Source organism: Methylobacterium cerastii (assembly GCF_022179125.1).
In the GTDB taxonomy this organism is placed as follows: domain Bacteria; phylum Pseudomonadota; class Alphaproteobacteria; order Rhizobiales; family Beijerinckiaceae; genus Methylobacterium; species Methylobacterium cerastii.
The window spans coordinates 15,744-41,744 of the sequence record NZ_BPQG01000068.1 but is presented as its reverse complement, the minus strand read 5'-3'; the positions used below and the strand labels follow the sequence as shown (position 1 = coordinate 41,744).

24 protein-coding genes and 1 riboswitch are annotated in these 26,001 nt (G+C 71.7%); of the genes, 7 read left to right on the top strand and 17 right to left on the bottom strand.

Annotated elements, in window-relative coordinates; all coding sequences use genetic code 11:
* Nucleotides 1–108 precede the first annotated feature (108 nt).
* Nucleotides 109–1,845: an AMP-binding protein gene (locus MFF13_RS20225; protein WP_238272820.1), complete on the top strand. Its 1,737-nt coding sequence runs from the start codon at nt 109–111 to the stop codon at nt 1,843–1,845.
* Nucleotides 1,846–1,855: 10 nt separating this feature from the next.
* Here the strand turns inward: MFF13_RS20225 and MFF13_RS20220 are convergent, their stop codons facing one another.
* From MFF13_RS20220 to MFF13_RS20185, 8 genes are all read right to left on the bottom strand, one after another.
* The gene (locus MFF13_RS20220; protein ID WP_147815298.1) at nt 1,856–2,284 is read right to left on the bottom strand and encodes a DUF3291 domain-containing protein; all 429 of its coding nucleotides are present in this window, start codon (nt 2,282–2,284) and stop codon (nt 1,856–1,858) included.
* Between the two features lie 46 nt (nt 2,285–2,330).
* A complete protein-coding gene (locus tag MFF13_RS20215; protein ID WP_147752106.1) occupies nt 2,331–2,696 on the bottom strand; it encodes a hypothetical protein in 366 nt (121 codons plus the stop codon).
* A 535-nt stretch (nt 2,697–3,231) separates the two neighbouring features.
* Complete coding sequence (locus MFF13_RS20210) at nt 3,232–4,875, bottom strand: AMP-binding protein (RefSeq protein ID WP_187273552.1); 1,644 nt, start codon at nt 4,873–4,875, stop codon at nt 3,232–3,234.
* Complete coding sequence (locus MFF13_RS20205; RefSeq protein ID WP_147752107.1) at nt 4,872–5,867, bottom strand: branched-chain amino acid ABC transporter permease; 996 nt, start codon at nt 5,865–5,867, stop codon at nt 4,872–4,874. Before MFF13_RS20205 ends, MFF13_RS20210 begins: the two co-directional genes overlap by 4 nt.
* Nucleotides 5,868–5,891: 24 nt before the next feature.
* Nucleotides 5,892–6,779 (bottom strand): branched-chain amino acid ABC transporter permease, encoded by an 888-nt coding sequence (locus MFF13_RS20200; RefSeq protein WP_147752108.1) that lies wholly within the window; start codon nt 6,777–6,779, stop codon nt 5,892–5,894.
* Between the two features lie 66 nt (nt 6,780–6,845).
* A complete protein-coding gene (locus MFF13_RS20195; protein ID WP_147752109.1) occupies nt 6,846–8,048 on the bottom strand; it encodes an ABC transporter substrate-binding protein in 1,203 nt (400 codons plus the stop codon).
* A gap of 127 nt (nt 8,049–8,175) precedes the next feature.
* Entirely contained in the window at nt 8,176–8,916 is a 741-nt protein-coding gene (locus tag MFF13_RS20190; RefSeq protein WP_147827973.1) for an ABC transporter ATP-binding protein, read from the bottom strand.
* 22 nt (nt 8,917–8,938) lie between these two features.
* Nucleotides 8,939–9,697, bottom strand: a complete 759-nt coding sequence (locus MFF13_RS20185; RefSeq protein WP_147752112.1) for an ABC transporter ATP-binding protein — start codon at nt 9,695–9,697, stop codon at nt 8,939–8,941.
* Between the two features lie 197 nt (nt 9,698–9,894).
* Nucleotides 9,895–9,996, top strand: a riboswitch (glycine riboswitch).
* Nucleotides 9,997–10,153: 157 nt separating this feature from the next.
* Between MFF13_RS20185 and gcvT the strand changes: the two genes are divergently transcribed.
* The 4 genes from gcvT to MFF13_RS20165 all read left to right on the top strand — a co-directional run bounded on the left by gcvT (nt 10,154) and on the right by MFF13_RS20165 (nt 15,723).
* On the top strand, nt 10,154–11,317 hold the full coding sequence (gene gcvT, locus MFF13_RS20180; RefSeq protein WP_147827959.1) for a glycine cleavage system aminomethyltransferase GcvT: 1,164 nt from the start codon (nt 10,154–10,156) through the stop codon (nt 11,315–11,317).
* Nucleotides 11,318–11,353: 36 nt separating this feature from the next.
* Nucleotides 11,354–11,716, top strand: a complete 363-nt coding sequence (gene gcvH, locus MFF13_RS20175) for a glycine cleavage system protein GcvH (protein WP_147827960.1) — start codon at nt 11,354–11,356, stop codon at nt 11,714–11,716.
* A gap of 97 nt (nt 11,717–11,813) precedes the next feature.
* Nucleotides 11,814–14,669 (top strand): aminomethyl-transferring glycine dehydrogenase, encoded by a 2,856-nt coding sequence (gene gcvP / locus MFF13_RS20170; RefSeq protein ID WP_238272819.1) that lies wholly within the window; start codon nt 11,814–11,816, stop codon nt 14,667–14,669.
* 208 nt (nt 14,670–14,877) lie between these two features.
* The gene (locus tag MFF13_RS20165; RefSeq protein WP_147754008.1) at nt 14,878–15,723 is read left to right on the top strand and encodes a transglutaminase-like domain-containing protein; all 846 of its coding nucleotides are present in this window, start codon (nt 14,878–14,880) and stop codon (nt 15,721–15,723) included.
* A 346-nt stretch (nt 15,724–16,069) separates the two neighbouring features.
* Here the strand turns inward: MFF13_RS20165 and MFF13_RS20160 are convergent, their stop codons facing one another.
* The 9 genes from MFF13_RS20160 to MFF13_RS20120 form a co-directional block, all read right to left on the bottom strand.
* A complete protein-coding gene (locus tag MFF13_RS20160) occupies nt 16,070–16,594 on the bottom strand; it encodes a YidB family protein (RefSeq protein ID WP_147827962.1) in 525 nt (174 codons plus the stop codon).
* 258 nt (nt 16,595–16,852) lie between these two features.
* Complete coding sequence (locus MFF13_RS20155; RefSeq protein WP_147827963.1) at nt 16,853–17,287, bottom strand: BA14K family protein; 435 nt, start codon at nt 17,285–17,287, stop codon at nt 16,853–16,855.
* 124 nt (nt 17,288–17,411) lie between these two features.
* Nucleotides 17,412–17,795, bottom strand: a complete 384-nt coding sequence (locus tag MFF13_RS20150) for a CsbD family protein (RefSeq protein WP_147754005.1) — start codon at nt 17,793–17,795, stop codon at nt 17,412–17,414.
* 106 nt (nt 17,796–17,901) lie between these two features.
* Complete coding sequence (locus tag MFF13_RS20145; protein WP_147754004.1) at nt 17,902–18,105, bottom strand: CsbD family protein; 204 nt, start codon at nt 18,103–18,105, stop codon at nt 17,902–17,904.
* A gap of 81 nt (nt 18,106–18,186) precedes the next feature.
* Nucleotides 18,187–19,116 (bottom strand): cell envelope integrity TolA family protein, encoded by a 930-nt coding sequence (locus MFF13_RS20140; RefSeq protein WP_238272818.1) that lies wholly within the window; start codon nt 19,114–19,116, stop codon nt 18,187–18,189.
* Nucleotides 19,117–19,238: 122 nt separating this feature from the next.
* Nucleotides 19,239–19,742 (bottom strand): CsbD family protein, encoded by a 504-nt coding sequence (locus MFF13_RS20135; RefSeq protein ID WP_238272817.1) that lies wholly within the window; start codon nt 19,740–19,742, stop codon nt 19,239–19,241.
* Nucleotides 19,743–19,795: 53 nt separating this feature from the next.
* Nucleotides 19,796–19,957, bottom strand: coding sequence for a CsbD family protein (locus MFF13_RS20130; RefSeq protein ID WP_147827966.1), 162 nt, complete (start codon nt 19,955–19,957; stop codon nt 19,796–19,798).
* Nucleotides 19,958–20,048: 91 nt separating this feature from the next.
* Nucleotides 20,049–21,512: a helix-turn-helix transcriptional regulator gene (locus MFF13_RS20125; RefSeq protein WP_147827967.1), complete on the bottom strand. Its 1,464-nt coding sequence runs from the start codon at nt 21,510–21,512 to the stop codon at nt 20,049–20,051.
* A gap of 131 nt (nt 21,513–21,643) precedes the next feature.
* On the bottom strand, nt 21,644–23,236 hold the full coding sequence (locus MFF13_RS20120; protein ID WP_238272816.1) for a LysM peptidoglycan-binding domain-containing protein: 1,593 nt from the start codon (nt 23,234–23,236) through the stop codon (nt 21,644–21,646).
* Between the two features lie 342 nt (nt 23,237–23,578).
* On the opposite strand from MFF13_RS20120, the gene MFF13_RS20115 reads away from it, so the two are divergent.
* Nucleotides 23,579–24,184, top strand: coding sequence for a sigma-70 family RNA polymerase sigma factor (locus MFF13_RS20115; RefSeq protein ID WP_238272815.1), 606 nt, complete (start codon nt 23,579–23,581; stop codon nt 24,182–24,184).
* A 331-nt stretch (nt 24,185–24,515) separates the two neighbouring features.
* Entirely contained in the window at nt 24,516–25,931 is a 1,416-nt protein-coding gene (locus tag MFF13_RS20110; RefSeq protein ID WP_147831701.1) for a TAXI family TRAP transporter solute-binding subunit, read from the top strand.
* Nucleotides 25,932–26,001: the final 70 nt, after the last annotated feature.

Below are 26,001 nucleotides of genomic sequence, written 5' to 3'. Positions count from 1 at the left end.
CTCCCCCGCAGAGGGGGAGGGAGAGGCGCATCCGGTTCCTCGTTTCCGTAAAACACCGATCAAAAACAAGAAAACGGAACAGCCACCAAAAATCCAGGGAGAACGCCGATGCCGAGCTTTCGCGAAGCCCGCAACCTTCTGCTGGCCCACCGCACCGATTACGCGGCGGCCTATGCGGGCTTCCGATGGCCGGACGAGACGGTGTTCAACTGGGCGCTCGACTGGTTCGACGCCGGCCTCGCGACCGACCCGGAAAGCCGCGACCGGACGGCCCTGTGGATCGTCGACGCGGCCTCGGGGGTGGAGACCCGGATCTCGTTCTCCGAGATGAGCCGGCGCTCGAACCAGGTCGCCAACCACCTGCGGTCGCTGGGCCTGCGGCGCGGCGATACCCTGCTGCTGCTGCTCGGCAACGTGCCGGCCCTGTGGGAGACGATGCTGGCGGCGATGAAGCTCGGGGCGATCGTGATCCCGGCGACCACGCTGCTCACCGACGGCGAACTCGCCGACCGCCTGGAGCGCGGACGGCCGCGGCTGATCGTGGCCGGGCCCGATCAGGTGCCGAAATTCGCGGGCCTCGACTCCGCGAGCCTCGACATGGGATCGGTCGTGCGCTTGACGACCGGGCCGGACGCGCCGGGCTGGCACGCCTACGCGGCGGCGTTCTCGCAAGCCGACACGTTCGCGCCCGACGCGGAGACCGGGGCCGACGACCCGTTCCTGCTGTACTTCACCTCGGGGACCACGGCGAAGCCGAAGCTGGTCCGGCACAGCCACCGCTCGTATCCGGTCGGCAGCCTCTCGACCATGTACTGGCTCGGGCTGCAGCCGGGCGACGTCCACTGCAACGTCTCCTCGCCCGGCTGGGCCAAGCACGCCTGGTCCTCGATCTTCGCCCCCTGGAACGCGGGCGCCACCGTGTTCGTGGTCAACCAGGCGCCGTTCTCGGCCACCGCCCTGCTGGCGGTGCTCGCCCGCTGCCGCGTCACCACGCTGTGCGCGCCGCCAACGGTGTGGCGGCTGATGATCCAGGAGGACCTGACCGGGCACGACCTGGCGCTGCGCGAGGTGTGCGCCGCCGGCGAGCCGCTCAACCCGGAGGTGATCGAGCGGGTGCGCGACGCCTGGGGCCTGACCATCCGCGACGGCTACGGCCAGACCGAGACCACGGCGCAGGTCGCCAACACGCCCGGCCAGACGGTGAAGCCGGGCGCCATGGGCCGGCCGCTGCCGGGCTACACGGTCCGCATCCTCGACATCGACGACCGGCCGGCCACCGAGGGCGAGGTCTGCCTGGCGCTCGGCGCCGACCGACCGGCCGGCCTGATGCAGGGCTACGACGACGGCGCAGGCCACCTCTCCGGCGCGGACGGGCCGCTCTACCGCACCGGCGACGTCGCCTTCGTCGAGCCGGACGGGACGCTGACCTTCGTCGGGCGCGCCGACGACGTGTTCAAGTCGTCCGGCTATCGCATCAGCCCGTTCGAGCTGGAGAGCGTGCTGATCGAGCATCCGGCGGTGGCCGAGGCCGCGGTGGTGCCGGCGCCGGACGCGATCCGCTACACGATCCCGAAGGCCTACGTGTCGCTCGTCGGCGGCGCGGAGGCGACGCGGGAGACCGCGCTGGACATCTTCCGCTTCACCAACGCCCGGCTCGCGACGTTCAAGCGCCTGCGCGCGATCGAGTTCGTCGCGGAGCTGCCCAAGACCATCTCCGGCAAGATCCGCCGGGTCCAGCTCTGCCGCCTGGAGCACGACGGCACCGCCGACGACCCGTTCCGGGGCCTGGCCTTCGCGCAATCCGATTTTGCGGAACTCAAGGGCGACGAGCGGAAGCCGGGCTGACCCGTCCGGCTCAGCCGGCTGCGGGCGGGAGGCGGCCGCCGCGCGTGGTGCGCGGCGGAGCGTAGGCGAGCGCGGCGTGGACCGGCGACGGGTGGCGGACCTTGGAGGGCCGCCCGGTCTCGCGCATCCGCCGGTCGGCTTCCGCCCAGTCCGGCAGGCCGGTCCCGTTCCAGTGGGCGACGGAGGCCTCGTCGCACCAGCGGCTGAGCTTTCCCATCGCCGCGCGGTGGTCGCCGGACAGAACGTAGGCGCGCATCGCCGCCTCGTCGGCCCAGGCGGTCACGGTCCAGAAGGTCAGCTTGGCGTCGTTGAGCAGCGCGCCGTCGAGGTAGCCGGCGGCCTTGGCGGCCTGGCGGCTCGACCGGACCGCGTACCACGCGAACCCGGGCACGAAGCGCCAGCCGCGAAGCCGCAACCGGGTGAGGCTGATCCACGACATGCCGGCATCCCTCGAAGAGGGGCCGTGCCTACCACGTCCCGCGGATTCAGGCGCGACGGCTGTCGAGGCGCGGTCCGCCGAGGCTGATCCGGCTGCCCGACGCGCGGTGGCTGCCGTAGCTCGGGGGCGCGTAGGGCCGGCGCGACAGGTCGTAGAGGGTGTTGCCGACGAGGCCGGCGGCCCGGCGCAGCACGGCACCGTCGCAGGTGGCCGCGATCCGGATGCCGAGCTCGTGGGTGTGGCTGCGGCCGTAGAGGTAGACCGCGAGCCGCGCGCGGGTCGCCTCGGGGATCTCGCAGACCATCGCCGACACCGTCTCCGGGTCGGCGCGGGAGATGCGGCCGAGCGCGTCCGGCGGCAGCGGGCACTCGGCGGTGGGGTCGTCGAAGCTGAGGGTCAGGGTCTTGGTCACCACGTTCGCTCCCGGCTTGAAGTGCACAGGATGGCGAGCGGATGGTTAACGAAGCGTAACGACCATGTCCGCGTGTTTCGCACGGCGTCCACCAGCCCGCGATGATCTCGCCTTCAGGGTCCGGCCCCAGCGACCGCCGCCATCGGATCCACACCTGTCGGCGAGCCCGGCCCGGACCGATCATGCGGAGCACGGCGCGGCCCCGTCCCCACGGCAGGGCGATCGTAGATGGCACCACGCCGTCATTCCGGGGCGCCGCAGGCGAGCCCGGAATCCAGAGCCGCCGACCGTGCAAGGTCCTGCGCGACCTGCGTTTCCGGATCCCGGGCTCCGCTGCGCGGCCCCGGGATGACGAAGGTGCTGCCCGCGGGTTTCCGAAGAGCCGATCGCCATCGGCGATCGCCCTGCCCGAACGGGAGAGGGGACCCGCAACTCCTTCAAGATGCGTGGCGAGATGCGCGCATACGGCAGGTGACGGCAGGAGGGGCTTTCCGCCGGACCTCGCGGGTTCCGACCCATGAGAGCCTGTGAGATCCTAAAGAGCGCGGGCCTGCTCGCGCAGCACGAACTTCTGGATCTTGCCGGTGGCGGTCTTCGGCAGGGGGCCGAACACGATCCGCTTCGGCACCTTGAAGCGGGCGAGCCCGGCCCGGCAGAACGCGACGACGTCCGCCTCGCTCGGCTGCGGCGCACCGGCCTTCAGCTCGAGGAAGGCGCAGGGGCTCTCGCCCCAGGTGGCGTCGGGCTGCGCCACCACGGCCGCGAGCATCACCGCGGGGTGCCGCGTCAGAACCTCCTCGATCTCGAGGCTGGAGATGTTCTCCCCGCCGGAGATGATGATGTCCTTGGCGCGGTCCTTGATCTCGATCTGCCCGTCGGGGTGCTGCACCGCGAGGTCGCCCGACAGGTACCAGCCGGCGCCGAGCGTCGCCGCCGTCGCCTCGGGGTTCTTCAGGTAGCCCTTCATCACCGTGTTGCCGCGCAAGCCGATCTCGCCGACCGTGGCGCCGTCGCGCGGCACCGGCGCCAGCGTCGCGGGATCGACGACGCGGGCGGCCGCGACGGTCGGCAGCGCCACGCCCTGGCGGGCCATGCGGCCGTGGCGCTCGGCCGGCGCGAGCGCGTCCCAGTCGGGGCCGGGCACGCAGATCGTCGCCGGGCCGTAGCTCTCGGTGGCGCCGTAGAGGTGGGTCACCGCGAAGCCGAGCGCCTCCATCGCCGCGATCACCGTCGAGGGCGGCGCCGCGCCCCCGGTGGCGCAGCGCACGCGTTGCGGGAACGGCACGCGCACGGCGTCCGGCGCGTCGACGATCATCGACAGCACGATCGGCGCGCCGCAGAGATGCGTGACGCCCTGCTCGGCGATCGCCCGGTAGATCGCGGCCGGCTCGACCTTGCGCAGGCAGACCTGCGTGCCGCCGGCCGCCACCACCGCCCAGGGGTACGACCAGCCGCTGCAGTGGAACATCGGCAGCGTCCAGAGGTAGACGCTGTCGGCCGAGAGCCCGAAGGCGAGGGCGTTGCCGAGCGCCTGAAGGTAGGCGCCGCGGTGGCTGTAGACCGCGCCCTTCGGGTCCCCGGTGGTGCCCGAGGTGTAGAGCAGGCAGAGCGACTGCCACTCGTCGTCCGGCCCCGGCCCGGCGAAGTCCGGGTCGCCCTCCGCGAGCAGGTCCTCGTAGGCGAGGCCGCCGCCGGGATCGTCCACGGCGATCACCAGGATCGGCTCCGGGAGGGCTTCGAACGCCTCTTCGGCGAGCGCCCGGAACGGCGCGTCGACGATCAGCGCCCGCGCCTCGCCATGCGCCAGCGAGGCGGCGAGCGTCGCCGCGTCGAGGCGGGTGTTGAGCGGGTTCAGCACTGCGCCGAGCATCGGCACGGCGAAGTGCGCCTCGATCATCGCGGGCACGTTGCCGGCCAGGATCGCCACGGTGTCGAGCCGGCCGACGCCGCGCCCCCGCAGTGCCGAAGCGAGGCGGCGGCAACGGGCGTCGAGGTCGCGGTAGGTCAGGCGCCGGTCGCCGTCGATCACCGCGATCCGGTCGGCGAAGGCGTCGGCGGCGCGCGCCAGGAAGCTCACGGGGGTGAGCGCCACGTGGTTGGCGGCCGAGCGGTCGAGCCCGGTCTCGAACGGGCTCGCGCGCCCGCCCTCCCCCCGGTTCCCTCGGCCGCCCAGGCTCACAGCGGGCGCCGGGCGATCCGCGCGACGAGGCCGACGATGCCCTCGCGGAACAGCAGCACGCAGAGCACGAAGACCACGCCCTGGATGATCGTGACCCAGGCGCCGAACTGCGCGAGGTAGGTCTCCATCGTGACGATCACCAGCGCGCCGACGATCGGCCCGAACACGGTGCCCATGCCGCCGACCAGCGTCATCAGCACCACCTCGCCCGACATCGCCCAATGCACGTCGGTGAGCGAGGCGAGCTGGAACACGATCGCCTTGGTGGAGCCGGCGAGCCCGGCGAGCGTCGCCGAGAGCACGAACACCGCGAGCTTGTACTGGTTCACCCGGTAGCCGAGCGAGATCGCGCGGGGCTCGTTGTCGCGAATCGCCTTCAGCACCTGCCCGAACGGCGAGTGGATGATGCGGTAGATCAGCAGCAGGCCGCCGAGGAACACCACGGCCACGAGGCCGTAGAGCGCCCGGTCGTCGGCGAGGCTGATCGTGCCGAACAGGGCGCCGCGCGGCACCGCCTGGATCCCGTCCTCGCCGCCGGTGAACTTGGCCTGGAGCGAGAAGAAGAACGCCATCTGCGCGAGCGCCAGCGTGATCATCGAGAAGTAGATGCCCTGGCGCCGGATCGCCAGCGCCCCGAACACCAACCCGAGCAGCGCCGCCGTCAGCGTGCCGCAGAGGATCGCGAGCTCCGGGGTCAGCCCCCAGACCTTGGCCGCGTAGGCGCAGAGGTAGCTCGCCATGCCGAAATAGGCGGCGTGCCCGAAGGAGAGCAGGCCGCCGTAGCCGAGCAATAGGTTGAACGCGAGCGCGAACAGCCCGAAGCACAGCACCTTCATCAGGAAGACGGGGTAGAGCACGAACGGCGCCACCGCGAGGAACACGGCGATGCCGAGCATGATCTTGCGGTGCAGGGCGCGCACGTCCCGACCCTCGGACAGCGCCGGCAGGATCGGGGCGGCGTCCACGGACGCGATGGCGGCGGTGTCGGCCATGTCAGAGCCCTGTCGCGAAGAGGATCATGCCGTCCGACCGAACAGGCCGGCGGGCTTCACCAGCAGCACCAGCACCATGATCACGAAGATCACGGTGGCCGAGGCCTCGGGGTAGAACACCTTGGTCAGCCCCTCGATCAGCCCGAGGCCGAAGCCGGTGATGACCGAGCCGAGGATCGAGCCCATGCCGCCGATCACCACCACGGCGAAGACCACGATGATGATGTCGGCGCCCATGTTGGGGTTGACCGAGTAGATCGGCGCGGCGAGCACCCCGGCGAAGCCCGCGAGCGCGACGCCGAACCCGTAGGTCAGGGTCAGGAACAGGGGCACGTTGACGCCGAAGGCCTGGACCAGCGTCGGGTTCTCGGTGGCCGCGCGCAGGTACGAGCCGAGCTTGGTCTTCTCGATGACGAGCCAGGTGGCCAGGCACACGGCCAGCGATGCGACCACGACCCAGGCGCGGTAGTTCGGCAGGAACATGAACGGCAGGCGCTGGCCGCCCGACAGTTCCGGCGGGATCGCGTAGGGCAGGCCCGAGACGCCGTAGGAGTTGCGGAACAGCCCCTGGATGATCAGTGCCATGCCGAAGGTGAGCAGCAGGCCGTAGAGGTGGTCGAGCTTGTACAGCCGCGCGATCAGCACCCGCTCCAGCACGATGCCGAAGGCGCCGACGATCAGCGGCGCGAGCCCCAGCGCCCACCAGTAGTTCACCCCGAGGTAGTTGAGCAGCATCCAGGCGACGAAGGCGCCCATCATGTACAGCGCCCCGTGGGCGAAGTTGATGATGTTCAGGAGCCCGAAGATGATCGCCAGCCCGAGGCTGAGGATCGCGTAGAACGAGCCGTTGATCAGGCCGAGCAGGAGCTGGCCGAACAGCGCCTGCATCGGAACGCCGAAGATCGTGGTCATCGCAACTCAGCCATCGCCTGTTCCGACCCCGCGGCGCGCCGCGCGCCGCGGGGGTGCCTCACACGCTCAACCCTTCACGAGGGGGCAGCCGCCCTCGTTCAGCGGGCGGAACACCTCGTTGCCGGGGATGGTGGCCAGCGTCTTGTAGAGGTCCCACTCGCCCTTGGACTCGGCGGGCTTCTTGACCTCGAACAGGTACATGTCGTGGATCTTGCGCCCGTCGACGCGGATCGTGCCCTTGCCGAACAGCGGGTCGTCGGTCGGCATCTCCTTCATCTTGGCGACCACCTTGGCGCCGTCGGAGGACGCCTTCAGGGCCTCGACCGCCTTGAGGTAGTGCAGCGTGCCCGCGTAGACGCCGGCATGGTTGGCGGTCGGCTTCTTGCCGCCCATCTGCTTGGCGAACCGGTCCGAGAACGCGCGGGTGGCGTCGGTGAGGTCCCAGTAGAACGGCTCGGTCAGGACCAGGCCCTGCGCCACCTTGGTGCCGAGCGAATGCACGTCGGAGGAGAAGACGAGGAGGCCAGCCAGCGCCTGGCCGCCCTCGGTGATGCCGAACTCGCCGGCCTGCTTGATCGCGTTGATGGTGTCGGCCCCGGCGTTGGCCAGACCGATCACCTTGGCGCCCGACCCCTGCGCCTGCAGCAGGAACGAGGAGAAGTCGGCGGTCGGGAACGGGGTCTTGACCGAGCCGACGACCTTGCCGCCGTTCTTGGTGACGACCGTGGTGGTGTCGCGCTGGAGCGTCTGGCCGAAGACGTAGTCGGCGGCGAGGAAGAACCAGGTGTCGCCGCCGCGCTTGACCATGGCGCCGCCGGTACCGTTGGCGAGCGCCACGGTGTCGTAGACCCAGTGGACGGTGTTGGGAGTGCATTGCACGCCGGTGAGGTCGGCGGTGCCGGCGCCGGTGTCGATGAAGGTCTTGTTCTTCTCCTTGGTGACCTGGTTGATCGCCAGGGCCACGGAGGAGGTCACGCCGTCGATGATCATGTCGACGCCGTCACGGTCGTACCATTGCCGCGCGATCGCCGAGCCGACGTCGGGCTTGTTCTGGTGGTCGGCGGCGATAACCTCGACCTTGAGGCCCTTGTCGGCGGCCTTGAAGTCTTCCACCGCCATCCGGGCGGCCACGAGCGAACCTTCGCCCGCGATGTCGGCGTAGACGCCGGAGCGGTCGGTGAGCACGCCGATCTTGACGGGGGTCTGGGCTTGCGCGGCCGCCGTCGTCAGGGTCCCCAGCGCGGCGGCAAGCAGCATTCGTCTCAGCATCCGGTCCGTCCTCCTCGGTGCGCCGGCCGTTTTGCGCGTCGGGGCCAAGTGCCCGTCCGTCGTCGGCCTCGTGCGTCGCGTTTCTCTTCGTATTCGGACTGATAAGTCCGTCGATGCCCGGGGTGTTTCAGACCCCGAGGTAGGCGTGGAGCTTGTCGATATTGGCGTCAAGCGCGTCGTTGGCGATCTCGTCGACCACCCGCCCCTGCTCGATCACCACGTGGCGGTCGGCCAGCGTCTGGGCGAAGCGGAAGTTCTGTTCGACGAGCACGATGGTGTAGCCGCGCCCCTTCAGCTCGCGGATCGTCCGGCCGATCTGCTGGACGATGACGGGGGCGAGCCCCTCGGTCGGCTCGTCGAGCAGGATCAGCTTGGCGCCGGTGCGCAGGATGCGGCCGATGGCGAGCATCTGCTGCTCGCCGCCCGAGAGCTTGGTGCCCTGGCTGCCGGCCCGCTCCTTGAGGTTCGGGAACAGGGTGTGGATCTCGGCCACCGACATGCCGCCGGGCTTCACCACCGGCGGCAGCATCAGGTTCTCGGCGACCGTCAGGCTCGCGAAGATCCCGCGCTCCTCCGGCACGTAGCCGAGGCCGAGCCGCGCGATGTTGCGCGAGGCCATCGCGATCGTCTCGACGCCCTCGTAGGTGATCGAGCCCGCGCGGCGGCCGAGGATGCCGATGATGGCGCGCAGGGTCGTGGTCTTGCCCGCCCCGTTGCGGCCGAGCAGCGTCACCACCTCGCCGGCCCGCACGTCGAGGTCGATGCCGTGGAGCACATGGCTCTCGCCGTACCAGCCCTCCAGGCCCCGCACCGCCAGGAGGGCGTCCGGGACCGCACGCGATACGGTCTTCAAAGCCGCCTCAGCCAAGCCTGTCTCAGCCATGCCTGCCTCAGCCATGCCCGGCCCCGATATACGCTTCGATCACGCGCGGATCCTTCGACACGGTGGCGTAGTCGCCCTCCGCGAGCACCTGGCCCCGGGCGAGCACGGTGATCCGGTCCGAGAGCGAGGCCACCACCGACAGGTTGTGCTCGACCATCAGGATGGTGCGGTCCTTGCCGACGCGGCGGATCAGGCTCGCGGTGCGCTCCACGTCCTCGTGGCCCATCCCGGCCATCGGCTCGTCGAGCAGCAGCATCTCGGGATCGAGGGCCAGGGTCGTCGCGATCTCGAGCGCGCGCTTGCGGCCGTAGGACAGCTCCACCGCCTGGTGCCCGGAGAACGCCGACAGGCCGACCTGGTCGACAAGGTCCAGCGCCTCGGCGTCGAGGCGGCGCAGCACCTTCTCGGCCCGCCAGAAATCGAACGAATCGCCGTGCTTGCGTCGCTGCAGCGCGATGCGGACGTTCTCCATCACCGTGAGGTGCGGGAACACCGCCGAGATCTGGAACGAGCGCACCAGCCCGAGCCGGGCGACGTCGGCCGGCTGCAGGCGGCTGATGTCGCGGCCCTTGTAGTGGATCGCCCCGGCGGTCGGGCTGAGGAACTTGGTGAGCAGGTTGAAGCAGGTCGTCTTGCCGGCGCCGTTCGGGCCGATCAGCGCGTGGATCGTGCCGCGCACGACTTCGAGCGTCACGCCGTTGACCGCGCGAAACCCCTTGAATTCCTTGGTCAACCCGGTGGTGGACAGGATGATGTCCTGTGCCAAACGCAACCCTCCCCTGCATCTTTGGCAGGATGTATCGCCGGAAGCGTCGGCGCCGTCCATCGCGTTTTCGAGGGCGCCCCGAACATTCCCCGGCCGATGACACCCCTCTCCCGGACGAGAAGCGTGACAGCGAAGGCCCGTTGTCGGCTTGCCGCTTGCCGGCCCTTGAGAGGCATGCCAGTCTGACGGCGTCCGCATAAAGCGATACGGGAGAGCCCAGGCCGGTCCGACGACCGGTCATGGCGCCGACGGAGCAACCACCCCCGGAAACTCTCAGGCACAATCACCGTATCGTTGGACAATCTGGAGAGAGGCGCCGCCTGGCGTCCACCGAAGGAGAAACCTTGGAGGCCGCCGACGCGGCGTCCGGGGGAAGCTCTCAGGTAACCGCGACAGATGGGGGCAACCGAGGCGCGCGACCGCGTTCCTCGGCGGCTCGTGTCGTGGAACCACCAGATGCATGCGGATACCTTCGGGACCTTCGACGACACCCTCGCATCCGGGCCGCAGCGCACCCCGCTGCATGCCCTGCACCTGCGTCGCGGCGCGCGGATGGTGCCGTTCTCCGGCTACGACATGCCGCTGCACTATCCCGCCGGGCTGCTGAAGGAGCACCTCCACACCCGCGCCGGCGCCGGCCTGTTCGACGTCTCCCACATGGGCCAGATCGCGCTTCACGCGGACGACCCGGCGGACGCCGCCCGCGCCCTCGAAGCCCTGATCCCGGCCGACATCCTCGGGCTGAGGTCCGGCCGCCAGCGCTACGGCCTGCTGACCGACGCCGCCGGCGGCATCCGCGACGACCTGATGGTGGCCCGGTTCGGCGACCGGCTGGTGCTGGTGGTCAACGCGGCCAACAAGGCGGCCGACCTTGCGCACCTGCGGGCCAACCTGCCCGCCTCGGTGACGGCGACCCCGCTCGACCGGGCGCTCGTCGCGCTCCAGGGCCCGGCGGCGGAGGCCGCGCTCGCCCGCCTCGCCCCGGAGGTGGCGGCGATGCGCTTCATGGACGCCGCCGACATCCCGATCCTCGGCCAGGACTGCCTCGTGACCCGCTCCGGCTACACCGGCGAGGACGGCTTCGAGATCTCGGTGCCGGGCTTCGCCGCCGAGGCCCTGGCCGAGGCCTTGCTCGCGGACGGGTCCGTGATGCCGGCCGGGCTCGGCGCCCGCGATTCCCTGCGGCTCGAAGCGGGCCTGTGCCTGCACGGGTCCGACATCGGCCCCGACACCACGCCTACTGAGGCCGGGCTGGCCTGGGCGATCCCGTCCGTCCGCCGTGCCGGCGGGGCGCGCGAAGGCGGGTTCCCGGGCGCGGCCCGCATCCTCGCCGAGATCGCCGCCGGCCCGGCCCGGCGCCGCGTCGGCCTGCGCCCGGAGGGGCGTAGCCCCGTGCGCGCCGGAGCACCGCTGTTTGCCGACGCCGCCGCGCCCGAGCCCGTCGGCATCGTGACCTCCGGCGGCTTCGGGCCGAGCCTCGGCGCGCCGGTGGCGATGGCGATGCTGCCCATAGCGCTGGCTGCCGCCGGCACCCGCCTCCTCGCCGAGGTCCGCGGCCAGCGCCTGCCCGTCCAGGTCGTCCCCCTCCCCTTCGTCCCGGCCGGATTCAAGCGCGGCTGATCCGGCCCGCCCTTCCCATCCCTCAGGAGCCAAGACATGTTGCGATTCACCGACGAGCACGAGTGGCTGAAGGCGGAGGGCGCGGTCGTCACCGTCGGCATCACGGCGCATGCCGCCGAGCAGCTCGGCGACCTCGTCTTCATCGAGCTGCCGAAGGTCGGGGCCCGGCTCGCCAAGGGCGAGGCGGCGGCGGTGGTCGAGTCGGTGAAGGCGGCCTCCGACGTCTACGCGCCGCTCCCGGGCGAGGTCGTCGCGGTCAACGACGCGGCGGTCGCGGACCCGGCGACGGTGGGCACCGATCCGCAAGGGGATGGCTGGCTCTACCGCCTGCGCCTCGACGACCCGTCCGAGATGGACGGGCTGATGGACGAGGCCGCCTACGCCGCCTTGCCGAAGTAGCCGCCTTGCCGAAGTAGCCGCCTGCCGAAACAACCGCCTGCGATGCGCCGGCGGCCCTTCGCCCTTCCAAAGGCCCACTCCGAGCCGGGACGCCGCCATGACCGCGCATTACGACCCCTACGACTTCGCCAACCGCCGCCACATCGGCCCGACGCAGGCCGAGATCGACGCGATGCTCGCCGCCGTCGGGGCGCCGAGCCTGGAGGCCCTGATCGACGAGACGCTGCCCCCCGACATCCGGCAGGCGCAGCCGCTGGCGGAGGAGGACGCCTTCGGCCCCGCCCTCACCGAGCGCCGGGCGATCGAGCGGATGCGCGAGATCGCCGACCGCAACCGCGTCCTCGTCTCGCTGATCGGCCAGGGCTATCACGGCACGACGATGCCGCCGGCGATCCAGCGCAACATCTTCGAGAACCCGGCCTGGTACACGGCGTATTCGCCCTACCAGCCGGAGATCAGCCAGGGGCGGCTCGAGGCCCTGATCAACTTCCAGACCCTGGTCTGCGACCTCACCGGCCTCGACGTCGCCAACGCCTCGCTGCTGGACGAGGCCACCGCCGCGGCCGAGGCGATGGGCCTCGCCCGCCGCGTCGCGGCCTCGAAGGCCGACGCCTTCTTCGTCGATCGCGACTGCCTGCCCCAGACCATCGCCGTGCTGAAGACGCGGGCGGCGCCCATGGGCTGGCGCGTCGTCGTCGGCTGCCCCTTCGCCGACCTCGATCCGGCCGAGGTCTTCGGGGCGATCTTCCAGTACCCGGGGGTTGGCGGCGCGATCCACGACTTTTCGGGGCCGATCGCGGCCCTGCACGCGGCCGGCGCCATCGCCGCGGTCGCCGCCGACCCGCTGGCGCTGACGCTGCTGACATCGCCCGGCGAGATGGGCGCCGACGTCGCGATCGGCTCGATGCAGCGCTACGGCGTGCCGATGGGGTTCGGCGGCCCGCACGCCGCCTACATGGCGACGCGCGACGCGCACAAGCGGGCGCTGCCCGGCCGCCTCGTCGGCGTCTCGGTCGACGCCCACGGCCGCCGCGCCTACCGCCTCGCGCTGCAGACCCGCGAGCAGCACATCCGCCGGGAGAAGGCGACCTCGAACATCTGCACCGCGCAGGTGCTGCTCGCCGTCATCGCCTCGATGTACGCGGTGTTCCACGGCCCGGCCGGGCTGAAGGCCATCGCCCAGCGCGTCCACCGCGACGCGGTGCGCCTCGGCCGGGGGCTGGCGGATCTGGGCTTTGCGGTCGAGCCCGAGCACTTCTTCGACACGATCACCGTCCGGGTCGGGGCGTTCCAGGGGGTGATCCTGGCGCAAGCGGTCGCCAACGGGGTCAACCTGCGCAAGGTCGGCGACGACCGCATCGGCATCACGGTGGACGAGCGCACCCGCCCCGACATCCTCCAGGCGGTGTGGCGCGCCTTCGGCGCCGACGACCCGGCCTACGACGAGGCCTGGCCGGACGCCCGGTTGCCCGAGGCGCTGGTGCGCACCTCGGCCTACCTCACCCACCCGATCTTCCACATGAACCGGGCCGAGAGCGAGATGACGCGCTACATGCGCCGCCTCGCCGACCGCGACCTGGCGCTCGACCGGGCGATGATCCCGCTCGGCTCCTGCACGATGAAGCTCAACGCCACCGCCGAGATGCTGCCGATCTCCTGGCCGGAATTCTACGAGATCCATCCGTTCGTGCCGGCCGACCAGGCGGCGGGCTACCACGCGCTGATCGGCGACCTCTCCGACAAGCTCTGCGCGATCACCGGCTACGACGCGATCTCGATGCAGCCGAATTCCGGCGCCCAGGGCGAATACGCCGGGCTGCTTGCGATCCGGCGCTACCACCTGTCCCGCGGCGAGGCGCACCGGACGATCTGCCTGATCCCGTCCTCGGCCCACGGCACCAACCCGGCCTCGGCGCAGATGTGCGGGATGAGCGTGGTGGTGGTCGGCGCCGACGCCGACGGCAACATCGACGTGGAAGACTTCCGCGCCAAGGCCGAGCGGCATTCCGGACACCTCGCCGCCTGCATGATCACCTATCCCTCGACCCACGGGGTGTTCGAGGCGCGGGTGCGCGAGCTCTGCGACGTGGTCCACGCCCATGGCGGCCAGGTCTACCTCGACGGCGCCAACCTCAACGCGCTGGTGGGCCTGGCGCGGCCCGGCGACATCGGGGCGGACGTGAGCCACCTGAACCTGCACAAGACCTTCTGCATCCCGCATGGCGGCGGCGGGCCGGGCATGGGGCCGATCGGCGTCAAGGCGCACCTGATCCCGTTCCTGCCCTCCGATCCGCGCTCGGGCACGGAGGGCGCGGTGTCGGCGGCCCCCTACGGCTCGGCCTCGATCCTGCCGATCTCGTGGAGCTACTGCCTGATGATGGGCGGGCGCGGCCTCGCCCAGGCGACGCGGGTCGCGATCCTCAACGCCAACTACATCGCCGCCCGGCTCGGGCACGCCTACCCGATCCTCTATGCCGGCGCGAACGGCCGGGTCGCGCACGAATGCATCGTCGACGTGCGCCCCTTCCAGAAGAGCGCCGGCGTCACGGTGGAGGACGTCGCCAAGCGCCTGATCGATTGCGGCTTCCACCCGCCGACCATGAGCTGGCCGGTGGCCGGCACGCTGATGATCGAGCCGACCGAATCCGAGACCAAGGCCGAGATCGATCGGTTCTGCGACGCGATGCTGGCGATCCGCGAGGAGATCCGCGCCATCGAGGACGGGCGGATCGACCGGGCGAACAACCCGCTCAAGAACGCCCCCCACACGGTGCAGGACCTGATCGGCGCCTGGGAGCGGCCCTATTCCCGCGAGGCCGCCTGCTTCCCGTGGGGCGCACGCGGCATCGACAAGTACTGGCCGCCGGTCAACCGCGTCGACAACGCCTACGGCGACCGCAACCTGATGTGCTCCTGCCCGGCCCCGGACAGCTACGAGGAAGCCGCGGAATGAGCCGGCGCCGGCGACGCGTTTCCGGCCTCTTGCAGGCTCCTTGCAGGCCCCCGGCCGGCGCGCGTCGCGGGTTCGGCGCCCGGAACGACGGTTCCGCGCCATTTGCCGACTCTTTGGGCGCCGAATGCCTTTCCTGGGACTTCCGCTTCAGGAACAAACACCTCTACCGATATTTGGAAACTCTTTCCTCCTTGCGGCGGGGCGCTCGATGAAGATCCGGACCGGCTACACGATCGGCTACGACACGTTCGGGCCGACGCCGCTCACCTACCAGCTCAACGTCCACCCCTCGCGGGCCATCGACCTGCTCACCTCGGACGCGATGCGGGTCGACCCCCCGGTGCCGATGCGGACCTACACCGACGCGTTCGGCAACACCTGCGTGCGCCTGCTGTCGCCGGGCGGGCGCGTCACGGTCTCGGCCGACTTCCTGATCGCCGACAGCGGCGAGCTCGACGCCTACGAGCCGACCGCGCGGCAATTCGCGGTGCAGGACCTGCCCGACGACGTGCTCGTGTTCCTGCTGGGCTCGCGCTACTGCGAGACCGACAAGCTCTCCGCCATCGCGTGGTCGCTGTTCGGCACGACGCCGGAGGGCTGGGCCCGGGTCCAGGCGATCGTCACCTGGGTGCACCAGCGCATCCGCTTCGACTACCAGCTCGCCGACGCCACCCGCTCGGCCTTCGACGGCTACAACCAACAGGTCGGCGTCTGCCGCGACTACGCGCATCTCGCCGTCGCCCTGTGCCGCTGCATGAACATCCCGGCGCGCTACTGCACCGGCTATCTCGGCGACATCGGCGTGCCGGTGGACATCAACCCGATGGACTTCTCGGCCTGGTTCGAGGTCTACCTCGACGGCCCGACCGGCGGCCGCTGGTACACGTTCGACGCCCGCCACGACGCCCGCCGGATCGGCCGCATCGTCATCGCGCGCGGCCGCGACGCCACCGACGTCGCGATCTCGACGAGCTTCGGCACGGCGCTGCTGGCGCAGTTCGACGTCCACACCGACGCGGTGCCCGACGACTTCGTGCTGATGCAGGCCGCCTGAGCGGCCCTTTGCAGGGCCGTCGCTCGAAGGCGCCGGCCCTGTTTTTCCAAACGTCCTCGATCACGCCGCCGGGCCGGGGTCATCCCGCCGCTGCGGCGGATCGCGTGGTGGCCGGGCGCCCGCGACGCCGCTATCCGGCCGCGATGGATCCGATCGCGCTCGCCCTGATGGCCACCGCCCTCACCTATTCCGGCTACGTCGTGCTGCTCGGTTGGCGGTGACGGGCGTAGCCCGCCCCTCCCCGCCTCGCATGACGGACCATAGAACGTGAAAGACCGCACCCGGCACGACGGCCGGATGCGGTCTCGATGCGATCGTCGGAGGACCCGCCGCGAACCCGACGGGTTCAGGCCGGGCTGCGGCCGTCGGCGGCGTAGCGGTCGATGGCCGAGGGAAGCTCACGCGAGAGGCGGGCCAGCAGCGCCGACCGGCTCAGGCCGGTCTGCTGTGTCAGGTGGTCGAGGGTGTCCGGACCGATGGCGCGCTCGAGGTCGGCCTCGCGGATGTCGCGGTTGGGGCCCTGGTTGACCCAGGAGCTGGCGGCCTCGCCGTGGCCGCCCTTGGTGAAGTGGTCCACCAGCTCGCTCAGGCCGCTGGCGATGAGCCCGCCGACGCCGGCCGTGCCGACGCCGCCGAGGAGGCTGCCCAAGGTGCCGAGGCCGTTGCCGGAGGCAGAGGTCCCGGTCGCCGTGGTGTTGGGGACGCGCGGGACGGTGCCAGCGTTCGGCACGGTGTCATGGCTCGGCACCGTGTCGTGGCTCGGCACCGTGTCGTGGCCCTTCAGCAGCTCCGCGATCTTGTCGCGGTTCTGGTAGCCGGCCACGGCCAGCAGGCCCAGCAGCGCGGTCATCGAGGGATAGCCCTTGCTCATCGGTCGTCCTTGTCGGTTGAGAAGGTGGAAGGTCCGGGCAGTGGCCTAGAGCATTTTCCATGATCACCGGATCACGGAAAATGCTCTAACTGACTGTGTAGTCGTATTTTCTTCACGCGAGCCGGCATCCACCTCGCTTGAAAATGCTCTAGGGAAACGCTGCGGGCTCGAAAAGGCACCAGACGTCGAAGCGACGGACGAAGCCAGGGCGTCATCCCGCCGGACCCGTCGCGTAGGCGGGTCCGGCGGGATGGGCGATCACGGGCAGGGGTGGCGGTCGCCGTCGTTGCCGAGATAGGTCCCGCTCGATGCGTCGTAGGAGCGGAAGCGGCGGGCGCAGGCGGCCACCGCCTCGGGGTTCGGTCCGCCCTGCACCACCACCGGCGCTGCCTGCGCCTGCGAGTTGGCGATGGCGCCGCCGATGATCGCGCCGGCCGCAAGGCCCGCCACGCCCGCGCCGACCGCGGCGCCGACGCCGGGACCCCGGCGATAGCCGTAGCCGCGACCGTAGCCGTAGCCGCGGCCGCCGCGCCAGCCGTAGCGATGGCCGAACCGGCGGTACTGGACGTACCCGGTCGGGAGGTCGCCGTGCGCGAGCGCCGCGATCGGGGCGGCGGGAGCCGGCGCCGCCTCAGCCGGCAGCCCGACCAGGGTGGCCGCGACGGCGGCGGCGAGGGCGAGGGACAGCTTCATCGTGATCGTCTCCTGATGATGGCGCGTTCTTGTGCGTCGGGGGCGGCGCGCGGACTCGGCCGGCCTCGATGGACCAACCGGGGCGGCGCCCGCGCCTAGGGCGAAGGACGCTCGCCCCGTCGTTTCAGTCCCTGGAGCGCGACAGCCAGCCGACCGCGAAGGCGACGGCGGCGAGGCCGAGCAGGGCGGAGCTGCGGTGGTCGTCGGCGTATCGCAGGGCGCTGCGGCCGTAGGCGGTCCCGCGCTTGCGGGCGTGGCGGGCGACGCCGCGGCCCTCTTCGATCCAGTGGCCGGCGCGGTCCTGCGCCGCGTGGGCGAGGTCGCGTCCGTCGTCGAGGAGATCCTCGGCACGGTCGCGGGCGCGGCCGTAGGCGTATTGCGCGCCGCCGGCCACTTGGTTGACGGCGCCGCGGACCTGGCGGGCCGGGTCGCCGGTGAGGCCGCCCAGCGCGGTCTGGGCACGGCCCTTGATGTGGCGCGATGCACCGCGGATCTGGTCGCCGTTCATGGGATTCTCCTGCATTCGACGATGTCGGGGGCGGCCGGGCCGTCGGCTCGGTCGCCCACCGTGTTTCGGGCCAGGGCGTTCGGGTTCAGCGCTTGCCGGTGGGCTTTCAGCGCTTGCCGGTCGCCTTGTCGACCAGGGACGACACGCCGTCCTTGGCCTCGCCGACGGTGCGCTGGGCCTCGCCCTTGAGCTCCTGCGCCTTGCCCTCGACGACGAGCCCGTCGTTGCCCGTGATCTTGCCGGCGGCCTGCTTGACGTTGCCGGCCGCCTCGTTGGCGAGGCCCTTCAGCTTGTCCGTGGTGCTGCTCATCGGATGGCTCCTTTCGAGAGAATGGGGTGAGTGGCGTGGGTGATCGGTCCCGGCCGGCCGTATGGGCCGGCCGGGTGGGGATCAGGCGCGGCGGGGGTCGTAGCCGGCGACGAGGGTCGGCAGCTTCGGGGCGCCGAAGCGGCCGCCGAGGAAGCCGGCGAGCGCACCGAGGATCAGCGCCAGGGCACCGTAGAACGCGCCCTGGGTGGCGGCGCTGCGGGTGGCCTCGGCGGCGACCTTGGCCTTCTGCTTGGCGTCGGCGAGCGCCGCCTCGTACTGCTTCTCGTAGCCCTGGATCTGCGTCTTGGCCTGGTCGGCCGGGATGCCCTGGGCCTTGGCCAGCGCGTCGGCGGCGCGGTTCTCGGCCTGGGCCTTCTGCGCCGGGTCGCCCGAGAGCAGGGCGCGGATCGCGGAGGCGGCGGCGTCGCGCAGCGCCTGCGGGTCCTGGCCGGCCGCCTGCTGACGCACCGACTTCTCGATCCCGTCGAGCGGGTTCGAGATCTGCGCCAGCGACGGGGCAGCCGCCTGGGCCGCGGTCTGCACGGTGCCGCCGACCAGCGAGCCGGCACCGCCCAGCGTGCTGGTCACGCCCGAGAACGCGCCGCCGACGATGCCGCCGACGGCGGAGCTGAGCAGGTAGAGCACGACCAGCGTCGTCACCGCCCAGGAGACGAGGCCGTGCAGGCCGGCCGCCCCCGCGATGGGCTTGCCCGAGAGGCGCCCGGCGATGAGGCCGCCGGCCAGCGACGCGACGATGCCGGACCCGACGAACCAGAGGCCGGCGCCCATCGACAGGGTCGAGGCGGCGGGGTTGTCGGCGGCGGGACCGCCGACGCTGGACAGGCCGACGCCGACGCCGACCATGTTGAGGACGACCTGGGCCACCAGGGCGGTGACCGCGCCGGCGAAGATCGCGCCCCACGAGACCTGGTTCAGCAGGACGGTGCGGGTGTCGGCCGCGGCGGCGTTCGGGACGGTGGAAGGGGTCGCGAGGATGGGAGAGGAAGTCACGGTACGGCTACTCCGGGGTCGTCGGTCGTCCGAGAAGGTCGGTCGTTCGAGGGGGTGATGGATAGGGCGTGAAAGGGCGAAGGCCCGCCGGACCGCGGCGCGGTTCGCCTGGGCCCCGCGGGTCAGTCGCGGCCGTGGATGAGGAGGCCGAGGCCGTAGCCGAGCAGGCCGACCACCAGCAGCGCGGCGATGGGGTGCTCGGCGATCCGACCGGTGGCTGCGCCGCCGCCCTGGCGCAGGGCGCGGGCGCCGTCCTCGTAGGCGTCGCCGGCGCGGTCGTAGGCCTTGCCGCCGGCGCTGCGGACGTAGCGCTCGCCGCGGTCGTAGGCGTCCTCGGCGGCGCCCTGCGCCCGGCGGGCGCGGTCCTCGACGTCGTCCGACCCGACGAGGTTGCCGACCGCGTCGCGGACGCGGCCGCCGAGGTCGCGGGCGGTGTCGGCCACCGTGTCGGCGGCGTCGCGGACGGTGTCCTTGGCCTGGCCGTAGAGGTTCTCGGCGGCGCCCTGCGCCTCGCGGGCGCGGCCCTCGACCGAGCCGCGCTTCGAGCCGGTGAGGTCGCCGACCGCGCCCTGCACCTTGCAGCCGAACTCCTTGGCGGCGCCCGTGATCCGATCCGTGTCGACCATGATGTTCTTATCCTACGTTAGGTTTTCGAGGGGAATGAGCGATACGGGTGAGGCTACGGCTTGGACCGGGTCTTTGGTTTCACGCCGTCGCTCGGTAATTTCTGCTGATCCTTGCCTTCGGTCTCGACCTTTCCGTCGCCGATCAGCTTGCCGATCGCCTCCCTGAACGAGCCTTTGATCTTGTCGGCGTGCTCGGATGTCTTCTGCGTGCTCATGCTGGATCTCCGCGGCGGCCAGGATGACGTCGAACCCTGAGATGGCCCGCCGATCCGGCGAGGCAATGATGCAGACGTACTGGTTGGACGGTCATTTTTTGTCAGGCGGCGACAGCGGGAAGCCGTTGTCCCGGCCCCAGACGATCGCTTCCGTGCGCTTGTGGACGTTGAGCTTGCGGTAGAGCGAGGCGGAGTGGTTCCGCACCGTGTTGCGCGACAGGTTCAGGCGCTGCGCGATCGCCTCGTCGCCCAGGCCCTGGCAGATCAGGTCGAGGATCTGGCGCTCGCGCACGGTGAGGTTCGGGGCGATGCCGTCCCGGTGGTCGGTGCCCGGCCGGCGCAGGTTGGCGAGCTTCTCGATCAGCCCGCGGCTGAACCAGGACGTGTCGGCCATCGCCGTCTCGACCGCCTCGAACATCTCGCGCTCGCTGCGCTTGCGCGCGGTGATGTCCTGCAGGACGATGAGGGCGAAGGCCGTGTCGCCGATCTCGACGCGCTCGGCCGAGGCGAGGCAATCGAGGCTCGTTCCGTCCTGGTGGCGCAGGCAGACCTCGAGCCCGAGTACGAAGCCGGTGCGCAGCAACGCGGTCTCGAACCGGGTCCGCGCCGCATCGTGGACCCAGAGGCCGATCTCGCCGGGCGAGCGCCCCACCATCGCGTCGGCCGCGTAGCCGAAGACGCGGGCGAAGGCCTCGTTCACGCCGGTGACGGCGAAATCCTCGGCGCGCGCGATCAGCGTCGGCACCGGCGTCAGGCGGAACGCCTTGGCGAAGCGCTCCTCGCTCTGGCGGAGCGCGGTCTCGGCCTTCTTGCGCAGCTCCAGGTCGGCGAAGGTGAACAACATGCACGGCTCGTCGCCGAGCTCCATCGGCTGGCCGGCGACGATGACGAAGCGGGTGCCGCCGTCCGGCAGGTCGAGGCAGGCCTCCATCTGCGGGATGGTGGCGCCTTCGTTCAGCCGGTTGATCGCGAGGTCGCGGTTGCGGGCGTTGGCCAGCACGTCGACCTCGTAGACGCTGCGGCCGATCACGGCGTCGCGGGTGTAGCCGGTCATCTCCAGGAAGCCGACGTTCACCTTGACGTGGCGCAGGTCCGACAGCCGGCAGATCACGGCCGGTGCCGGGTTGGCGTTGAAGGTGGTCTCGAACCGGTCCTCGGCCTCGAACTGCTCCGAGACGTCCTTGAGGATCAGGGCGAGGCAGCTCGGGGTGCCCTCGCGGTCGGTCGCCACCAGGCTGCGCAGCGAGTGGACGAAATCGACGCCCGGCTTGTCGGTGCGCTTCACGTCGACGATGACGTCGTGGAAGCGCTCGCCGGAGACGACCCGCTCCATCGGGTACTGGTTCGGGGTGTGGTTGTTGCGGTAGCGCAGGGCGAAGCGCTCGCGGTAGATCTCCACGGTCTCGCCGAGCTCGCCCAGCGTCTCGGCCCCGTGCATCGCCAGCGCGGCCGCGTTGGCGTAGGCGATGGTCTGGTCGGGCTCGACCAGGATCACCCCCTCGCTGAGGCCGGCGACGATCTGCCGAAGCTCGTGCCTGTCGACGCCCGCAACCACCTTGGCCCACCTTCTCGATCACCCGCGAAATCGAAGCGCGAAACAGCGTCGTCCCCGCGCGGTTCCAGCAATTCTTAAGGCGGACCGGCCCGTTCGGGCGAGGCCCGGGATCGCAAGCCCCGCTCAGGCCGTCAGCCGCGCTCCCCTGCCGGTCCGGCCTCGGGCGCGCCCTCGCTCGGCAGCACGAAGATCTGCCCGGGATAGATCAGGTCGGGATCGCGGATCTGGTCCTGGTTGGCGTCGTAGATCACCGAGTACCGGTCGCCCGCGCCGTAGGTGCGCCGGCTGATCTCCCATAGGCTGTCGCCGCGCGCGATCGTGGCGGTCCTGACCTCCGGAACGAACACGTCGGCGCCGCCGCCCGGCTCGGATGGCCCACGCGCCGCCGGGGTTTCGGCGGCGAGCCGTGGTGAAGCGGGAGTGCCCGCGGTCCGGTCGGACCCTTCCGCCGCCTGCGCGTGCGCCGCCTTCGGCTCCGCCTCGGTCCCGGCTTTGCGCGCGGGCGCCGGCATCGTGAACGGCACCTCCACGCGGCTGCGGACCTTGCCCGAGGCCGCGTCGACCTGGTCGAGCCGGACCTTGTAGGCCCCCGGCGCGACGCCGCGCCCGATGGTGAAGGTCACGGTTCCGTCGCGGCCGACGGCGGCGGGGGCGATCAGGGTGTCGTTGAGGTACAGCCGGACCGTCGAGCCCGGCGCCGAGCGGGCGGTGACGAACAACCGCCCCCCGTCCTGCGCGTCGATGCCGACGACCTTGACGCGGTCGGCGTTCGCGGCCGGGTCCGCGGCGGGCGCGTCCGGCCGCGCCGCCGCCACCGGCTCCCCGGCGGCGGTTGCGCCCCCACCCCGCGCGGCCTCCGCGCTTGCGGGGCCTCCGCCCGTGCCGTCGCGGTCGCCGCCAGGCCGGGCCGTCGCGGTGGGCGCATCCGTTCGCCCGGTGGCGCGCGCGGTCGCGGCCGGGTCCGGTTGCGACAGCACCCGGGTCGGCGCGTCCGGCGCGCTCAAGGCCACGAGCGGCTTCGCGTCCCGCGTGGGCGAGACCGCCACCGCGACGCTTTCCTGGGACCGGCGGATCCGGCCCTCGGCGCCGGTGACGGCCAGCCCGAGCTCGCTGTTGCCGGCCGGGAGGGCGGGCGGCACGATCGCGAACCGGCCTCCGGCGTCGGCGAGCGCCTGCGCTGTCGGCTTGCCGTCAACCAGCAGCGTCACGGTGCCGTTCGGCGTCGATCGCCCCGCCACGACGGCCTCCCCGTTCGGTTCGATGCGGAGGGTCTCGAAGGTCGGCGCGACCGGCTCCGCGGCGGGCAGGGTATTCTCCCCGCGGGCGCCGGCTGCTCGTCCGGCCTCGGCGCCCTGGCCGGCCCCGGCCTTCGCTGCCGACCCGCCCGAAGCGGGCGTTCCGGCCTCCGGCATGCGGGCGTCGCCGCGGCTGGCCAGGGCGGGCGCGGCCGAACCGTCGGCCGTCGAGGCTACCGGCAGGAAGGGCCGCTGGATCCCGTCGCGCCCGTAGAACGCGAGGATCAGCCCGATCCCGAAGAGCAGGGCGAGGAGCGCGACGGCGAGGCCGCGTCCACGCACCGCAGCCGGCGCCGGCGTCGCGGACGCGATGTCGGGCGCCGCGTCCGGCGTCCGGCGGCGCTTGCCGAGCAGGGTCGCGACGACGCCGACGCCGACGAGCAAGCCCAGGAACCACCGGACGAGAGCGCCACGCAGACCGATCGACATGCCGGAATCCCCCCCTGCGGCGCCAGCCTCGGCGCCTGGCGGTCCCGGCTGTCGGGAGCGCGCGATCCGCCCCGGGGCGGCGGCGTCGCCGCGGCTCGGAGCAAGGCCCGTAACAACGTCGCGATGATCGGGTTCCTTGGTGGGTTTGGGTGGAAACTGGTATAGTCGCACCATTGACGTGAACGTGATCGATCATCCAGAACCGAGGACACGAGCCGGACCGTAGAGAGCCTGGTCAACACCATCTCCTCTACGAACACAGGACGCACGATCCCTATGGACTTAAGTACAGAGCCTGAAGAACTCTCCGCGAGCGAGGGATTGCCCCGTCATGTCCGCGATATGATCGGCAGGCGCCTGGATGAACTCTTCCCGACGGTCGCCGAGGCCGACCCCGACACGCGCCTCGGGCAGGTCCTGCTTCGCTTGCGGGCCGCGCTGCTGGACGCCCAGGCGGAACGGCAGGTGACGAAGGCCTTCAGCGACAGCCTGATCCAGGCGGTGCCGCGGCTGCGCCGCTTCGCGATGATGCGCACCCGCAGCGCGGCGGAAGCCGACGACCTGGTGCAGGCGACCCTGTTGAAGGCCTGGGAGAACCGGTCCCGCTTCCAGGCCGGCACCAACCTCGTCGCCTGGCTGTTCACGATCCTGCGCAACGCGCACATCAACCAGGGCAAGCGCTACCGGCGCGAGGTTCCGGACGTCGACGGCATCTTCGCCGCGGGCTTGAGCGCGCCGGCCGAGCAGGAGCACCGGATCGGGCTGATCGAGCTGCAGGTCGCGCTGGACGCACTTCCCGCCGAGCAGCGCGAGACCCTGCTCCTCGTGGTGATCGAGGGCCTGCCTTACGAGGAGGCGGCCCTCGTCCTCGGGTGCCAGCCGGGCACGGTGAAGAGCCGGGTGAGCCGGGCGCGCGAACGTCTCTCCCAGATCCTGGGCGTGGCGTGACCGACGGCGCGGCCGGCGCGACGCCCGAGGATTGGGCCGACGCGGAGGCCGCCGCCGCCCGCGTCCGCGCCGCCATCGACGGCTAACTTGCGATGCGGGCGCCCGAGCAGCGCGCGGCCTTCCGGAAGGCCGTCGTCCTCGGCTGCGGCGCCTCGGGCGCCGAGGTGCCCTCGCCGGAAGCGGCGTCCTCGACGGTCGGCTGACCGGCGCGAGATCCATCACGTTCTCTCGATCCGTGCCGTCGGCAGGCGACTGGACGGAGCCGATGCCGCACGCCGCGTGTTGAGGCAGTCGCGGACGCGGTCGTCCAGCTCATGGACCCATCGCCCCGATGCCGACGATCCCGCCCTGGCTGTTCACGCGCGGCACACTCGCCGCCGTCGCCATCGCGGGCCTCGTCGCGGCCGGAGCTGTTGCCGTCTACCTGGCCCAGGCGACGACGCTCGTCATCGCGGTCGCCCCACGCGACGGGACCGAGCCCGGCCTGATCAGGGCCTACGCCGACGCCCTCGACGCCGGCGGCAAGGCCGTCCGGTTCAAGATCCTGCCCTTTGACGACGTGCGCGAGAGCGCCGCGGCGCTCCAGGACGGGCGCGCCGACCTCGCGGTGGTGCGGCCCGACGTCGACCTGCCGACCAACGGCCTGACGCTGGCGATCCTGCGCGACCAGGCGATGATCATCGTCTCGCCGGAGACCGCCGGGATCGACGCGTTTCCCAAGCTCGGCGGCCGGCGGCTCGGCATCGCCGCGCACAAGGACGCCGACCTCTCGCTGCTGAAGAGCATCCTCGGCTATTACGGCCTGAGCCTTGAGACGGGGCCCGTCGGCGCGAAGGTGCCGGCGCAGTCCGTCCTGCTCGTGCCGGTCGAAGGTGCGCAGGCGGGTCCGGCGATCCGGGCGCGGACGGTCGACGCGTTCGTGAGCATCATCGCCCCGTCGGCACCGAAGGCCCTGGCCCTCGTCGAGGCGGTCAAGGCCGTCAGCAAGGGCGGCAAGGTCAACTTCGTCGGCTTGCCGGACGACGCGGCGATCATCGAGCGCTTCCCGCGCCTGCAGGCCGTCACGGTCCCGGGCGGGTTGTTCGGCGGGGCTCCGAAGCTTCCCGACGACGACGTCAAGACCGTCGGCGCCTCCTACCGGCTGATGGCCCGCGCCTCGCTCGGCCGGGTGGTCGCGGCCGACGTGACCCAGAACCTGTTCGAGTTGCGCACCGCCGCGGCGAAGACGAGCGATGCGGCCGAGTACGTGCTGGCCCCGGCCTACGAGACGACGGTGGCGGCCACGAGCGCGCGGATCCCGATCCATCCCGGCGCCATCGACTACTACGAGCGCGAGCAGCACAGCTTCGTCGACCGCTACGGCGACACCCTCTACCTGCTGGCGGCGCTCGCCGGCGGCCTGGTCTCGGCGATGGCGTGGCTGCGGCAGCGGCTGGCCGGCCTGCGCCGCGAACGGATCGACGAGGTCACCGACCGCCTGCTGGCGATCATCGACGAGGCGCGCACCCTGCGCGACCCGGCCGCCATCGCGGCGCTGAACGTCGAGATCGACCGGCTCGCGACCGAGGTCGTCCGCTATGCCCGGGCGCGCGCGCCGGAGATGCGGACCATGGCCGCCGTGGGCATCGCCATCGAGACGGCCAAGGCCACCGTCGCCGATTGCCGCAACGCGGCTGCGGCCGGGCACGGGCCGGACAGCAAGCCGCCGTTCAAGCCGAGGCTGCATCTGGCCGGCGGCGAGGCATGACCGCCTTTCGCCTGCGCCGACGCCCGCCGTCGCGCGGCTTGCGCCGCGGGACGGACCGGGCCGGGTTTGC